A 15109-nucleotide genomic window follows, 5' to 3' on the forward strand; every position below is an offset into this window, starting at 1 on the left:
TATTCTGATGTTTCAGCTAGGCTTCCAGTCAATACTAATCCCTCCCCTTGTCCTCAGCAACACAGGGGTGGTTAAATCTGATTTCACTCTGTCGGGCTAAACACGGCAGATGTATTTTGCTTCATCGGAGAAAGCTTATGAGGTTGCGTAGTATTGTTTTTGCTCTGGCGTGTGTTTGGGCTATGAATGTTTCAGCACAGAGCATCACCGAGTATGCAAATTATGTTGAACTAAAATCATTTGTGACCAATTTTGGTGAGGTGCAGCGCGGACCTTTACGTTTTGTCAAAGCAGAAATCACCTTACAGATCGCGCCTAATGGTTCGCGTCATGATGTGGACGCGCATATGGCACATATTCGTAATGATCTGAATTTTTTGTTGAATGAGCAGATGGAAGAGGATCTGGCGAGTGTGGAAGCTCAGGCTGTGCTTGCACAAAAGGCGTTACGTGTAGTGCAGGATATTTTGATTGCGGAAACCGGCTCAGCTCAGGTGGATGATCTATTTTTCACCAGTTTGGTCATTCAGTAAAGATACGGCTTTGGCTGCTTGAGCTGAGCGCTGACACCTCAGATTGTCAGCGCTCAGCTAGGTTTTCCATGATAGCTAGCGATTACTGCTGATTGTAACGCTGCAGAAACTCATCAAATGGCAGCGTATCTGCGGCTTCGATGCTAGCTTGTTCTTGCAGCGAAGCTTGCGCTTCTGAGATCAGGTTAGCGCGAAGGTTTGGACACAGAGGTTCACGCAGCAAGGTCTGACGATGTTGCTGGCTCAAACGGAGCATCCATTCCTGATAGGAGCCACCGGCTGCACTTAAGTCCGCCAGTACCTGTGCAGAAGGTGTCAGGGCGGGGTGTTTAAGCTTTTCAAATTGTGCGGCTACTGCGCGACTGAAGCGCTCGGCGCCGTGTGCTTCATCCATTACCTGAGCCGTGAGTTCGATCTGACGCAGAATGTCCAAACCTAATTGATCCCGAGAAATCTCGCCACCTCGTTCGTCTAACAGAATCAAACCCGGAGCACGGCCAAGATTCACGACACGTTTCTGGTTTTCGGCGATGATGTTGCATTCGGTCATGCTGAGTTCACGATCATCACAGAGCAAACAGGTCACCAGGAAGGCATCCATAAAGTCCATCTGCTCACTGCTGATGCCCAAGGGGAGTAAAGGATTGATGTCTGTATTGCGCACTTCAATATATTGTACGCCACGTGTTCTTAGTGCGTGAATCGGCTTTTCGCCCGATTCGGCAACACGTTTAGGGCGAATATCACTGTAGTACTCATTCTCAATCTGCAAAATGCTGGTATTGAGTTGTCGGTACGCCTCGCCAACCTTAACCCCTAGTTGTTCATAGGTGGGGTGAGGAGTGCGTATCGCTTGCATTAGGGATTGGGTGTAGGTGCTTAAATGATTGAAGCAGATATTTAATGAGGACTGCACTCGATTTGAGTAGCCCAGATCACTCATGCGTAAAGAGGTCGCATAAGGCAAGTAAAGGGTGTCGGGGCTTAAACTTTCTAAGCGGTGTTCACGCCCCTTTAAAAAGCTCTGACATAACGCCGGTGAAGCGCCAAACAGATAGAGTAACAACCAGCTAAAGCGTCGGAAGTTGCGGATCATGCGGAAGTAACAATCCGAGCGGAAGGCCACCGGATCACCCTCCTGCCCGACAAGAGTTTGATAGGCAGGCCAAAGTTGTTCGGGTAATGAAAAGTTATAATGAATGCCGGCAATCGTTTGCATCATTTTGCCGTAGCGATGCTGCAGGCCAACACGGTAGATGTGTTTGAGTTTGCCAACATTCGACTCACCATAATAGGCGATAGGAATTTCGGCTTCACTGGCGATGTGGCAGGGCATGCTACCGGCCCAGATCAGCTCATCAGGCATCATCTCATAACTGAAGCGATGCAGATCGCCGAGATGGTTCAACATCGCTCCAGGATCCTGGAAGACTGGGGTGATAAACTCCAATAAGGCTTCAGAATAATCCGTGGTGATTTCGCTATGCGTTAAAGCAGAGCCGAGTCCACGTGGGTGGCCTTTCTGTGATAGATGTCCTTGGAGATCGACACGCAGGCCTTCCTTTTCCAAACCATGCTGAAGTTGGGTTAGTAAACGGTGTTGACCGGTTTGCACCAATTCATTCAGATGTTGCTCTAGCTTTGCCAGCAAAATAGCGTTCCTCTCAGAAGCGGTCAGATATGCCGGATTATAAACCCGCTACGCATAAATCCGCAGAGTAATTTCCCGTAGCTCTTTTCTCTTGGCCTAAGTTGCCAAAGTCCGCAGGTAAGATTTTAAGATTGCGATGTTTTCATGCTGAGCGCAATGCGCCTACGTGCAAGATCCACTTCCAAGACCGAGACCTGAACAATTTGTCCGCTCTTGACGAGGCTGTGTGGATCTTTAACAAAATGATCGGCTAATTGTGAGATATGAATCAAGCCGTCTTGATGCACACCTATATCCACAAAGGCACCAAAAGGCGTGACGTTGGTGATCACTCCCTGTAAGCGTTGTCCCGGTTGCACATCCTCAAGCGATTGAATTCGACTGTCAAACTCCACTGAACGAAATTCAGGACGGGGATCCCGTCCGGGTTTGGCCAATTCATGTAAAACATCTTGGAGGGTGTAAGCATCCCATTCTTGTAGGAGTTGAGGGTCGCTCTTCAGGCTTTGGAGGATTTCATTTTGCCCGAGGATGTCAGGTAAAGGACGCCCTAAGCGTTTTGCCAGAGCTTTCACTAAAGCATAGGATTCTGGATGTACGGCTGTGTTGTCTAAAGGTTCGCGGCCATCACGAATACGCAGAAACCCCGCACATTGCTCAAATGTTTTTGGGCCAAGGCGTGGAACTTTTAACAATGCCTTACGATCTTGGAAAGCGCCCTGCTGGTCGCGCCAATTGACGAGGCTGAGCGCTAAGGTTTCATTCAGCCCGGCAACACGCTGCAAGAGTGCGACGGAGGCGGTGTTCAGATCGACACCGACGTGGTTCACACAATCGACCACGACCGCATCAAGACGTTGTCTTAAGTGCTTCGGATGCAAGTCATGTTGATACTGCCCGACCCCGATCGCTTCTGGATCAATTTTAACCAGCTCCGCTAAGGGGTCTTGTAAGCGTCGTGCAATCGATACAGCACCTCTCAGGCTGACATCCAGATCGGGGAACTCTGCCGCGGCCAGCGCTGAAGCGGAGTAAACTGAAGCCCCCGCCTCGCTCACCAACATGCTGCTAACACCTTTAAGCTTGGGATCTTGTAACAGTTCGCGGACAAGGGTTTCGGTTTCACGAGAGGCCGTCCCGTTACCGATGGCGATCAAGGTCACACGATAGTGCTCGATGAGCTGACGCAAACGCTTTAAGGCTTCTTCACGGCGGTGGTGCGGCGCGTGGGGATAAAGCGTATCCCAGGCGAGGAGTTTGCCCGTTGCATCAACGATGGCGAGTTTGGTGCCGGTGCGTAAACCGGGATCCAAGCCAAGCGTTATACGTGCACCGGCCGGAGAAGCCAGTAAAAGATCGCGTAGATTGCGTGCAAAGACCTCAATCGCTTCACTCTCCGCCTGTTCTTGTAGCTGCTTGAGTAGATCTTTTTCCAGCATCGGCCAGAGGCGACGGCTCCAGCAGAGGGACAGAGTTTCCTGCATCCAAGCGCTCAGAGGTGAGGTAGGCAGTTTCCAGGCACGTTTTAAGCTCAGCAGAGGATCAAAGCCTGGAGGAGCAGGCGGAGCCAAGCTGACTTTCAGCACACCTTCTGCTTGGCCACGAAACACGGCGAGAGCACGATGTGAAGGTACTTTTGCGAGAGTTTCCTGATAGTCAAAATAGTCGAGGAATTTACTCTGAGGATCTTTTTTGCCGCGTACCACCTGAGAGCAGAGCTGGCTCTGTTTCCATAAAACTAAACGCAAATTGCTGAGTAGATCGGCGTGCTCACTGAGTTTTTCCAGTAAGATTTCGCGTGCCCCTAACAGAGCCGTTTCTGGATCGGGACATTTTGCAGCGAGGTTTTTGGCGTCAGTATAGGGCGAAGCCAGCAGGGCTAAGGCTAGGGGTTCCAGTCCGGCTTCGCGAGCTTCTTGAGCTTTGTTGCGGCGCTTCGGTCGAAATGGCAGGTAGATATCTTCTAGGCGAGCTTTGCTGTCGGCACTGAGCAGAGCCTGCTCTAGCTCTGGGCTGAGTTGGTTTTGGCTACGGAGTTGCTGGAAAATCGCTTCACGGCGTTGATTGAGTTCGCGTAAATACCCTAAGCGCTGCTCGAGCTGGCGCAACTGAGTATCATCCAATCCCCCCGTGGCTTCCTTACGATAGCGTGCAATAAACGGCACGGTCGCGCCATCATCCAGTAGTTTTAAGGTGGCTTGCACCTGGCTGGGTTTGACGCCAAGTTCCTGCGCCAGTTGGGTATCTAGGTTCATCTGTCGCTCACGAGAAAGTAGTCACGAGATCATCCAAGAATGGACGAGCAGCACGAATGGACGAGCAGAGAGGCCTCAAGGAACGAGAAGCACCTGCATCATATCCGTTTGACCCAGCTCACCTAAGGTTGAGCCACGTGTGAGTAGGACACGATCGCCGGATTGAATCCGCTCATCTGCTTTCAAACCGGCGAGGATAGCATGATTGATGCGCTCGGCGGCAATCGCGGTGGCATCAAAGAAGATGGGCTGAACGCCGCGATAGAGTGCCATGCGTCTCAGGGTGCGAGTATTACGCGTGAGTGCATAAATGGGCAGGCCGGAGCGAATACGCGACATCCATAATGGGGTGTAACCGGATTCAGTCAGGCAGATGATCGCTTTGACACCGGCTAAGCTGTTGGCGGTATACATGGCGCTACGCGCAATGGCTTGGTCTGTGCGTGTACAAGGCGCATCGGGCGTGGTCGGTGCTGGGCGCTCGAGTTGATGTTTTTCTGCCCCTTGGCAGATGCGGGTCATGGATCGGACGACTTCAACGGGATAATGCCCTGCTGCCGTTTCAGCCGAAAGCATCACGGCATCGGTACCATCAAGAATGGCATTGGCCACATCAAAAACCTCGGCACGGGTCGGCATCGGATTCTGAATCATGGTTTCCATCATCTGTGTTGCAGTGATGACCACACGGTCGAGTGCTCGAGCACGGCGAATGATGTGTTTTTGCACGCCGATGAGTTCAGCATCTCCGATTTCTACGCCCAGATCCCCGCGTGCCACCATGACACCGTCGGCCGCTAGAATCAGTTCATCTAAGACGCTGGGATTGGCTACCGATTCAGCCCGTTCAATTTTCGCAATAATTTCAGCCTGGCTTCCCGCCTCCACTAACAGCTGGCGAGCCTGATGAATATCTTCAGCATAGCGTGGGAAGGAGACGGCCAGGTAATCGAGATCCAGTTCTGCGGCCAGACGAATATCAAAATGATCCTTTTCGGTTAAGGCTTGTGCCGACAGGCCGCCGCCCAAGCGGTTGATCCCTTTGTTGTTGGATAAGCGACCACCGATCAAAACTTCGGTATGAATACGAATTCCTTGCACAGCACGCACGAGGAGTTGGATACGGCCATCGTCCAGTAACAAGATATCCCCGGCTGAGCAGTCTTCAGGGAGTGCTTTATAATCGATGCCGACCGCCTCAGCAGTGCCGGCCATGGGGTCCAATGCGGCATCTAAAGTGAAGGCTTGTCCGCCGACCAGCTCAATGGCAGCGTTTTGAAAGCGAGCGATGCGTATTTTAGGGCCTTGCAGATCACCAAGAAGTGCCACCGGCAGTCCTGTTTTGCGTGAGGCTTCTCGGATCGCCTCTACTCGACGACGATGATCGGCCGCCAGCCCATGTGAAAAGTTTAAACGCACCACATTCACGCCAGAGCGCAGGAGTTGCTCGGCAATCCCTTTCGGATCGGTGGAGGGGCCCAAGGTGGCGACAATTTTGGTTCTTTTCAGCATAGGGTCTCCAGATCGCTGTGCACTCGATTGAGTGCACAATTCTATACCAAAGTCGAATGTCTTGGCAGCTTGATCTGCACGCCGAACTTAGAGCTTAAAGCGCGAGAGCATGTTCTCCAGTTGTCCGGCCAGTTCGGTCAATTCATGTGAGACCTGAGAAAGATGTTGTGCATGTCCTGAGGTATCCTTTGCGCGATCATTGATCGCCAAAATACTCTGCTCAACACTGCTGGCCATGCTTGATTGCTCGCGTACTGCGCTGGCTACTTGATGGTTCATGCTGTTAATGCGACTAATCTCGGTCGCGATATTGCTCAGGACCGATGAGGTATTTTGTACCTGGCTGACCCCTTCCTGGGCACTGTGTAAGGAGCGCTGCATGACTTGGACGGCATTGCGAGCATCTTGTTGTAAGCGGCTGATGATGCTGTTGATCTCTTCAGTCGAGCTTTGTGTGCGGCTGGCCAGTGTGCGGACCTCATCGGCCACCACCGCAAATCCACGTCCCTGTTCACCGGCGCGGGCGGCTTCAATCGCGGCATTCAGCGCCAGAAGGTTGGTCTGTTCGGCGATCTTTTGAATCACTTCCAGCACCGTACCCACATTCTGACTTTGTTGATCCAGAGCGGAGATGACTTGTGTGGCTTGATCTATGTTGCCCCGCAGCTCTTCAATGGCGAGGATTGCATCCTGGGTGACACGGCGGCCTTGATCACTTTCGCGCAGGGCGAGGTCGGAGGCGCTGACCGTTTGCTCAGCGCTCTGAGCGACACTGTGCGTAGAGGCTTCCATCTGTTCGATGGCGGATGCGACGGCCGAGGTTTGCATCTGCTGCTGACTCACCGCACTGCTGGTCTGGTCGGCAATCGAGCTGATTTGTGAACTGGAGGCGGATAAGCGCAGCACTGTCTGGCTGACTTTTTGTAAGCTATCGTGCATGTTGCTGAGTAAGGAGTTGACCGCTGTCGACATCTGGCCAATTTCATCTTTTGAGGTCACATTCAGGCGCAGATTAAAATCTTTATTACGCTCAACGTCATGAATCGTGTCAGAGAAGTCGTTCAAAGGGCGGATAACGATACGGTTGAGTATCCAGCCAATGATCAGTATGCCTAAGATAAACAGAACCAATTCAACCAGTGCCACATTCCACATGTTGGCTCGGATAGCTTCGTTCATCTTATCTAAAGAATAGGTAACACGTACTGCACCAATCACGCTGCCTTCAGGATGCTGATGACAGAGCAGGCAGTTGGTGCCTTTATAGTCGGGGATGGCTTGCATCGGAAGAATCACCGTGAGGCGATGCCCTTCACGATCACGAATCTCCTCAATCACGCGTTCACCGGCCATGGCCCGACGATCCAGCTCATCACGCATCACCGAATCAGCAGAACCCTGGCCATAAATAGCGTTGAGTTGCTCACTGCGTAGGATACGGGCTTCGATAATTGATTCATTACTAAGAATTTTCTGCTGCAGTGCTCCGCGGTTGCCCATGGCGCCACTGAGCATGAGAATATTGATGCTGTCAAAGTAGGAATCCGCCGTATCGATGGTGGTGGTTCTTGCCACGTTGCTGACCAGTGCCGATTCGCTGCGATAAATCACCGTTAGGGAGCTGATGAGGACGACAAGAAAAACAACTAACAAGGATAGATTGACTTTCGTTTTGATCGACATGGACAGACTTCTCTCAGCATCATTGAAAAGGGGCAAGTGGCCCGCTGATTCTTGTTATTTTCTAGAGCCCAATAGATATCAGGCTTGCGTCCCTTTTAAAAGCCGAGTCTAGCCTAAAAATAGTGTATAGGCCGCATTATCGGTTTCTTCCCAATAGGTATAGCCTATATCGTCCAGAAACATAGGAACTTGATCTCGCTCATGTAAAGGTACTTGCATGCCGACGAGTACACGACCATAGGCGGCACCATGATTGCGGTAGTGGAACATAGAGATGTTCCAACGTCCTCCAAGTTTGCTCAGGAAGAGCATTAAGGCTCCTGGACGCTCTGGAAACTCAAAGCGATAAATCACTTCGTTATCCACGCTTTCGGGCGCATGTCCTCCGACCATGTAACGCACATGGATTTTTGCCATTTCGTTATCGGTCAGATCCGTCACGGCATAATCCTGCTGGCTCAAGGCGTCTAGTAATTCTCGACGACCATCCCCTCCTGGGCGGATCTGCACGCCTGCAAAGACCATGGCGCTTTGATCGCTGGCATAACGGTAATTAAATTCGGTGATATTACGCTTGCCTAACGCCGCGCAGAATTGGCGGAAACTACCCGGCCGTTCCGGAATACGAGCCGCAATAATGGCTTCACGTTTTTCACCCAGCTCAGAACGTTCGGCAATATGGCGCAGGCGGTCAAAGTTAACATTAGCCCCTGAGTCGATCGCAACCAGAGTTTGGTTCTGTGCCTGTTCGCGTTCAATATATTTTTTCAGACCGGCGACGCCTAGCGCACCGGCTGGTTCACATACGGAGCGTGTATCGTCAAAAATATCTTTAATCGCGGCACAGATTTCATCTGTGGTGACGGTGATCACCTCATCAACAAATTGGCGTGCCAGCTCAAACGTATGTTCACCGATTTGAGCCACCGCTACACCGTCGGCAAAGAGCCCAACCTGGGGCAGGATGACGCGCTCACCTGCGTCTAACGCGGCTTTTAAACAGGCGGCATCCTCAGGCTCGACACCGATGACCTTTACATCTGGACGAAGATATTTGATGTAGACCGCAATACCCGCGATCAAACCGCCACCACCGACCGGTACAAAGATGGCATCGATCGGACCGCTTTCCTGACGCAGAATTTCCATAGCGATGGTGCCTTGGCCGGCGATCACATCGGGGTCATCAAAAGGGGGGATATAGATATAGCCTTTCTCTTTGACCAGTTTTTTGGCATGAGCTTGGGCTTCATCAAAGGTATCACCATGTAACACCACACGCCCACCGCGTGCTTTCACACTATTCACCTTAATGTCCGGTGTGGTTTTGGGCATCACAATTGTGGCTTTTACCCCCATCGCTTTCGCCGACATGGCTAAACCCTGAGCATGGTTGCCCGCTGAAGCAGTAATCACGCCGGTGGCTTTCTCCTCATCATTCAACTGCGCCATTCGGTTATAGGCACCGCGCAGTTTGAAGGAAAACACCGGTTGCATATCTTCGCGCTTCAACAGGATGCGGTTGCCCAAGCGAGTAGAGAGGCTTGGAGCTTCGTGCAGAGGTGTTTCGATCGCGACGTCATAGACACGCGCTTCGAGGATTTTCTTGATATAGCGATGGGCCATCTTGGGAATATTCTGTCTGGATAAAGAGATTTTATGCTCTAAATGGTATCGGCTTGCACTTCCAGCGTCTATAAGGCTTGGGATCTGTTGCGTATAATCTGTGCAATTGCTGACAATCGATAGGTATAGGGCATGACACAAGATGAAATGAAGCGAGCGGTTGCGCAAGCCGCCGTGGAGATGATCGCGAAGCGCTTGGATAAAGAGATGATCGTAGGCGTTGGCACAGGCTCAACAGCCAATTGTTTTATCGATGAACTGGCAAAGTATAGTGATCGTTTTCGTGGTGCGGTAGCGAGTTCAGAAGCGACGGCCGTCCGTTTGCGTCAACAGGGTATTGAGGTGTTTGACCTGAACCAGGTTGATCGTATCGAAGTGTATGTGGATGGTGCGGATGAGTTTGACCCTCGCCTCAATCTGATTAAAGGCGGGGGCGGCGCCTTAACGCGAGAAAAAATTGTCGCGGCTGTTGCTGAGCAGTTTATCTGCATTGTCGATCAGACGAAGCAAGTGGAGATACTGGGCAACTTCCCTTTACCGATTGAAGTGATTCCAATGGCGCGTTCCTATATTGCGCGTGAGTTGGCCAAGCTCGGTGGACAACCGGTCTATCGCAGCGGTTTTGTGACAGACAATGGCAATGTCATTCTGGATGTGCAGGATCTGGAAATACTGGATCCGAAAACCTTCGAAAAACATCTGAATGGCCTTGTGGGGATCGTCACCAATGGCCTTTTTGCTTTGCGTCCTGCCGATGTGGTTCTGATGGCAACGCCCGAGGGTGTACAAACCCTGCGGGCGTGATGCCAAGGTATGTGCTGGGTTAAGAGCCGGGTTAATGGCGGCGCAAAATCTTGAAGCACTCCATTAGGCTCAGGGAACGTCTCAGCAAAAATCCGCAGAGACTAAAAAAGCTGGCGCTGAGTAGTGGCAGTGTCAGCCATAATCCCGGGTGCCAGCTGGCCGGGATTTTCAGCAGATACACATAGATTAAACTCAGTGTCAGCTCAGCGGTAAACGCTGCCAAAGCCCCACAAATCAAGCCTAAAAGTACAAATTCCAATAGATCCAGGCGCTGGGTGTCTGTCGCGCTTGCGCCTAGGGTTTGTAGAAGGGCGCCTTCGTAACGGCGCTGCTCCAGGGCTTGCTTCAGGGTGACGATCAAGAGCAAGGCACCGCTGACTAAGCTGAGTAATAAAATCAGCGCTGAACTGTCGGCCAGGCGTCCAAGCCAAAGATTGATCTGCTGCAGGAGTTGATCAATGTCGATCAAGGTTAAAGCTGGGAACTCACTCAGTAGCTCGCGTAATAGAGGGGTGGCATCAGTACTCAAACGGAAGCTGGTGATAAAGGTCGCAGGTTGAGTTTGCAGTGCCTGAGCGTTGAAGATGACATAAAAGTTTGGTTGAAAGGAGCCCCAGTCGACCTGTCGAATATTACGAATACGCGCTTCAACCAGCACCCCGCCCAGATCAAAGAGTAGTTGATCCCCCAGATTCAGCTCAAGCACCTGCGCCATCTCTTGTTCGATGGAGATTTCAGCCTCCTGGCTGGCAGCAGGCCACCAATCCCCGCTAACCAGCTGGTTATGAGCAGGCAGTTGATCACTCCAGCTCAAGTTGAGTTCACGATTTAAGGTATTGTGTTCTTGTTGTTCAGCACTTAAACCCTCTCGAATCGGTTCACCGTTACGCTCCAAAAGGCGTCCACGTACCATCGGATAGAGTTGGCTATGAATGGATCTGTCGGTCAAAAAATCGCTTAAAGGCTGAGTTTGAAAGGGTTGGATGTTGACTAAAAAATAGTTGGGGGTATCTGCTGGAATCTGATTTTGCCAATCTTCTAATAGATCATTGCGACTGATCCAGATCACGCTGAGTAGGGTGAGCAATAACACCACTACGCCCGCTTGCAAACGATGCCAAGCTCGTTGCTGACGCATGCGCATACGCAATAAGCGACCTAGGCGCAAAGGTTGGCTGAGCACACGGCTGGCAGCCAACAGCAACAGTTGGGCAACCCAGCCAAATACACTGCCCACAACTAATAAAATCAATAATAAACCCAGACTCAATACCGGGGTGCGCAAAAAGGCAAGTAGCGTCAGGGCCAGTAAACCTAAGCAAAGCAGAGGTAGTAAGCGGCCGAGCCAATTGCTGTTGACCAGTTCTTCCTCACGGAATAAACGGGTGACCGAGACGCCTGCCAGCTGTAACGTCGGAGGCAGTCCGAGTAAAAACAGCATGACGGCACCTAGCGCCGAGCCGCTAAAATACAGCCAGGTGCTCGGTTGAGGGAGGCCCTGGGGTAGAAGCTGATTGAGCCACTGGCTGATCCAAAGATCCAGTAGGGCGCCACTGAGGAGGCCAAGGCAGGATAAGCCGATCCAGGCATAAACAAATTGGTAGGCGTAGACTTGGCTTAGTTGCCGAGGTGTCATGCCTAGGCTGAGTAACAGCGCACAACGGCTATGTTGCTCCTGACTAAAACGTTTGAGGCTGAGGTAGATGGTTAAAGCGGATAGCAGCAGGGCGATCAAAGCGGCTAATTTCAAGTAGTTGAGTGCACTGCCGAGGGCATTGCCGGTCATAGGTTGATCATCGGTGAGGCTGAATAGACGCTCAGATTCAAGCAGGCTGGCTTGCAGCGCTTGCGTCAGTTCGCGGATCGGTTCGGCATCGCCTGCGAATAACCAACGAAATTCGGCTCGACTTCCCGGCGCTAACACGCCACTCGCGGCTAAATCTTCAGCATGCATGATGGCCTGTGGGCTAAAGCTACGAAAGCCGCTGCCTCGATCGGGAGATTGCACCAGTTCGGCCGTAACCTTCAAGCTTTGATAACCCACATCCACCAGGTCGCCCAAATTTAAGCCTAGTTGTTCCAGAATGCGTCGCTCCACCCACAGCTCACCTGGCTGTGGAAATGAATGCCCAAGTTGTGGTTGAGTTTGCAGTTGCCCGCGCAAGGGGTAGGGAGGCTGTGCGGCACGCAGGGAAGCCAGCATCATCTCCTCGTCTTTGCTCAGCATTGTGGGGAACTGCACCACCTCTGCGAACTCAACCGGCGTAGACTCTAACAGCGCGGTCAGACGTTGTGGATCCAGGGGTCGTTGACTGCTGAGGACAAGATCGGCACCTAATAAGGCGGCACTTTCACGTAACAAGCCGCGTTCTAAACGATCGCCAAGTAAAGCCAGAAGTGTGGTCAGGGTAATGGCGATCCAAGTCGCGAGAAGTAAGGCTCGCCACTCGGTTGTGCGCAGTTGGCGTCGGAATTGTTGCCAGCTGAGTCGAGTCAGAAGCGTCATATCACACCCTCAAGCAGCTGCCCTTGGTGTAGGGTCAAACAGCGCTGGCAGCGTTGTGCCAGCTCTTTATCATGCGTAATTAACACCAGTGTGGTGCCGGTTTCCTGGTTGAGACGGAAGAGTTGATCGGTAATTTCGCGGCCGGTGTTCTCATCCAAATTGCCGGTGGGTTCATCGGCAAACAGTAAGGCGGGTGAGGTCACAAAAGCACGGGCAATCGCAACGCGCTGTTGTTCCCCCCCAGAAAGTTGCGAGGGTAGATGTTGCATTCGGGACGCGAGCCCGACATTTTTCAGCCAGAGACGTGCCAATTGATCGGCTTGGGCATCTCCACGTATCTCCAAGGGCAAGCGCACGTTGTCGAGTGCGGTTAATTCAGGCAAAAGATGAAAGGATTGAAAGATAAAGCTAAGGTGTCGTGAACGCAGTTCGGCACGTGTCGTGTCATCGAGTGAGGTTAAATCCTGGCCATTAAGTAGAATCCGACCTGAAGTAGGCTGATCGAGTCCGGCGAGCAGGCTTAACAGGGTGGATTTTCCGGCGCCTGAGCGCCCGATGATTGCGAGGCTGTCGCCCGCTTGTATTTTTAATTGCAAGTTGGAAAAAAGGTGCAAATCTTGGCCTTGAGCCTGGAAAGATTTGCTAAGGTTTTCGGCGATTAGAAGATCGCTACCTGGTTCGAGGAAAGACATGAGAATCTTACTATCCTGGTTGTTGGGTTTAACGCTCGCTTGGCCACTGCAAGCACAAACGCTGTTGGTCTTGGGTGACAGCCTTTCTGCGGGTTATGGCCTCGCAGCCGAAGAGGGCTGGGTCAGCCTGCTAGAGAAGCGCCTCGATCAGGAGATGGCTGCACTCGAGAGACCGGCGGTTGATCTTGTAAATGCCAGTATCAGTGGTGAAACCACCGCCGGAGGGTTGGCGCGCTTGCCTGACCTGCTCAGCCAGCATCAACCGCGTTGGCTGTTATTGCAATTGGGTGCGAACGATGCGCTGCGCGGTACGCCTCTTCCGGTGATTCGTCAGCAACTACAAAGTCTGATCGAAACCGCACAAGCCGCTTCAGTACAAGTTATCTTAATTGGCATACGCATCCCACCGAATTACGGTGCTCAGTATGCCGAAGGTTTCTTTGCACTCTATGCTGAATTGGCAGACCAGTACAACCTGGTAAGAGTTCCCTTCCTTCTGGAGAGGGTGGCTTTGGATTGGTCGATGATGTTGCCCGATGGCTTGCACCCCAACGCTCAGGCACAGCCTCTGATATTGGACACTGTTTGGCCATTTCTACAGCCCCTGTTAGACTCTGAAAAACTTTGAGTTAAGGGACAGAGGTATGACGGGATTAAAGCTGGGTGTATTGGCGTTGTTCTGGGTGGGGCTGAGTGCCTGCAGTCAGGTGTCCGCCTTGGCACCGTTTGATCGAGCAAACAGCGCGGAGAAGGTGGTCGTCAGCAGTGAACTAGAACCTCCGTTGATCACCAGCTTGCAGTGGACTCCCACCTATGATCAACCGATTCGCCAGCTTGAGGCGTTGTTGGCCAGTCAAACGGATCTTCAAGAGCGAAATCAGACGATCTCTAATTTGGCCTATCTGCACGATGCGCAACTTTATATGGCCTTTCACGAGTGGCTGGATTATCTGCATGAGTCCGCCCGCCCACGCGAAGTTGAGCAGCAAAATCGTTGGTTAGATCAGCGCCAGGATGCCATAACAGCGGCCTTCAAGCGCTATGAGGGTGACCCGCAAGCGCCCTATCAGGCCGCCGAAGCGTTTATTCGCATGACAAAAGAGCGTCAGGTTGAGTTGGTGCAGCGGTTGAGCCGAGTGCGCATTCGCTAACCAATTGCCATAACGTTTGCCCACTATCTCGATATTTGGCTTCAAACGCAGAAATAGGGTTGGTTGCCTGGGCTAAAGGGACTAATTGGCTGGTTCGGCCATAGGCATCGAGGGCAAGCTGCAACTCCTGCAAGTAGATCGACCAGTTGCTGCGTGCTTCAAAATAGTCCCCGCTAATGGCCATCAAGGCAGGAAACGCCGGATGCGCATGAAAACGATAGCCCAGTTGAGCCGGTTTTGGGTAGGGATTGGGGTAGAGCAGATAATGGCGTGCAACAGGCCAGTGTGCGGCGGCCACTAGACGCCAGAAGTCTAGAAGATCAGTGCGGATTAACTGCGCGTTATCCGGCAAGGGAGGGCGCTTGCGGGCTAAACGATCCTCGGAGCGATCCAATCCCAGAACAAAGTGATCGGGAAAGGCTTCAGCGAGAAAGCGCGTGCTGTCACCGACGCCGCATCCAGAGTCAAGAATTAATGGACCACCCTGTGTTTGCCAGAGTTGTTCTGCTTGCGCAAACGCATGTTGATTGAACGCCGCAATAGGTTTTAGAAAAGAGAGCTGTTGATAGCGTTTTACGCGTGCGAGCAGATCGGGATGAGGGCCGGTTTGTTTTGAGATTACTGGCCGAGAGTTTCCAGTCATAAATTATCATGCCGCCAAAAATGCAAAGGGTCGCACGCAGCGACCCTTCTTGA

Annotated in this window: 12 protein-coding genes; 4 read left to right on the forward strand and 8 right to left on the reverse strand. The window is 52.0% G+C overall.

Annotation, left to right across the window (positions count from 1 at the left end):
* Positions 1-137 precede the first annotated feature (137 nt).
* Positions 138-533 (forward strand): flagellar basal body-associated FliL family protein, encoded by a 396-nt coding sequence (locus E1H14_RS00075; protein WP_149389432.1) that lies wholly within the window; start codon positions 138-140, stop codon positions 531-533.
* Between the two features lie 82 nt (positions 534-615).
* Here E1H14_RS00075 and gshA read toward each other — a convergent pair whose 3' ends face one another.
* The 5 genes from gshA to ilvA all read right to left on the reverse strand — a co-directional run bounded on the left by gshA (position 616) and on the right by ilvA (position 9260).
* Complete coding sequence (gshA, locus tag E1H14_RS00080; protein WP_149389433.1) at positions 616-2184, reverse strand: glutamate--cysteine ligase; 1569 nt, start codon at positions 2182-2184, stop codon at positions 616-618.
* A 125-nt stretch (positions 2185-2309) separates the two neighbouring features.
* Positions 2310-4439 (reverse strand): Tex family protein, encoded by a 2130-nt coding sequence (locus E1H14_RS00085; RefSeq protein ID WP_149389434.1) that lies wholly within the window; start codon positions 4437-4439, stop codon positions 2310-2312.
* Positions 4440-4514: 75 nt separating this feature from the next.
* Complete coding sequence (gene pyk, locus E1H14_RS00090) at positions 4515-5951, reverse strand: pyruvate kinase (RefSeq protein WP_149389435.1); 1437 nt, start codon at positions 5949-5951, stop codon at positions 4515-4517.
* A gap of 87 nt (positions 5952-6038) precedes the next feature.
* Positions 6039-7634, reverse strand: coding sequence for a methyl-accepting chemotaxis protein (locus tag E1H14_RS00095; RefSeq protein ID WP_149389436.1), 1596 nt, complete (start codon positions 7632-7634; stop codon positions 6039-6041).
* Positions 7635-7742: 108 nt separating this feature from the next.
* The gene (ilvA, locus tag E1H14_RS00100) at positions 7743-9260 is read right to left on the reverse strand and encodes a threonine ammonia-lyase, biosynthetic (RefSeq protein WP_149389437.1); all 1518 of its coding nucleotides are present in this window, start codon (positions 9258-9260) and stop codon (positions 7743-7745) included.
* A 132-nt stretch (positions 9261-9392) separates the two neighbouring features.
* Here ilvA and rpiA point away from each other — a divergent pair, with 132 nt between their 5' ends.
* Positions 9393-10064, forward strand: coding sequence for a ribose-5-phosphate isomerase RpiA (rpiA, locus tag E1H14_RS00105; RefSeq protein ID WP_149389438.1), 672 nt, complete (start codon positions 9393-9395; stop codon positions 10062-10064).
* A 31-nt stretch (positions 10065-10095) separates the two neighbouring features.
* On the opposite strand, the gene E1H14_RS00110 is transcribed toward rpiA, so the two are convergent.
* Positions 10096-12570, reverse strand: a complete 2475-nt coding sequence (locus tag E1H14_RS00110) for an ABC transporter permease (protein WP_149389439.1) — start codon at positions 12568-12570, stop codon at positions 10096-10098.
* A complete protein-coding gene (locus E1H14_RS00115; RefSeq protein ID WP_149389440.1) occupies positions 12567-13262 on the reverse strand; it encodes an ABC transporter ATP-binding protein in 696 nt (231 codons plus the stop codon). The genes E1H14_RS00110 and E1H14_RS00115 overlap by 4 nt, the downstream gene beginning before the upstream one ends.
* On the opposite strand from E1H14_RS00115, the gene E1H14_RS00120 reads away from it, so the two are divergent.
* Entirely contained in the window at positions 13261-13890 is a 630-nt protein-coding gene (locus E1H14_RS00120) for an arylesterase (protein WP_149389441.1), read from the forward strand. The two genes, E1H14_RS00115 and E1H14_RS00120, sit on opposite strands and share 2 nt — an antisense overlap.
* Positions 13891-13906: 16 nt before the next feature.
* Complete coding sequence (locus tag E1H14_RS00125; protein ID WP_149389442.1) at positions 13907-14413, forward strand: hypothetical protein; 507 nt, start codon at positions 13907-13909, stop codon at positions 14411-14413.
* On the opposite strand, the gene trmB is transcribed toward E1H14_RS00125, so the two are convergent.
* A complete protein-coding gene (gene trmB, locus E1H14_RS00130; RefSeq protein WP_149389443.1) occupies positions 14346-15056 on the reverse strand; it encodes a tRNA (guanine(46)-N(7))-methyltransferase TrmB in 711 nt (236 codons plus the stop codon). The two genes, E1H14_RS00125 and trmB, sit on opposite strands and share 68 nt — an antisense overlap.
* Positions 15057-15109: the final 53 nt, after the last annotated feature.

This window comes from Nitrincola tapanii (assembly GCF_008368715.1).
Classification (GTDB): domain Bacteria; phylum Pseudomonadota; class Gammaproteobacteria; order Pseudomonadales; family Balneatricaceae; genus Nitrincola; species Nitrincola tapanii.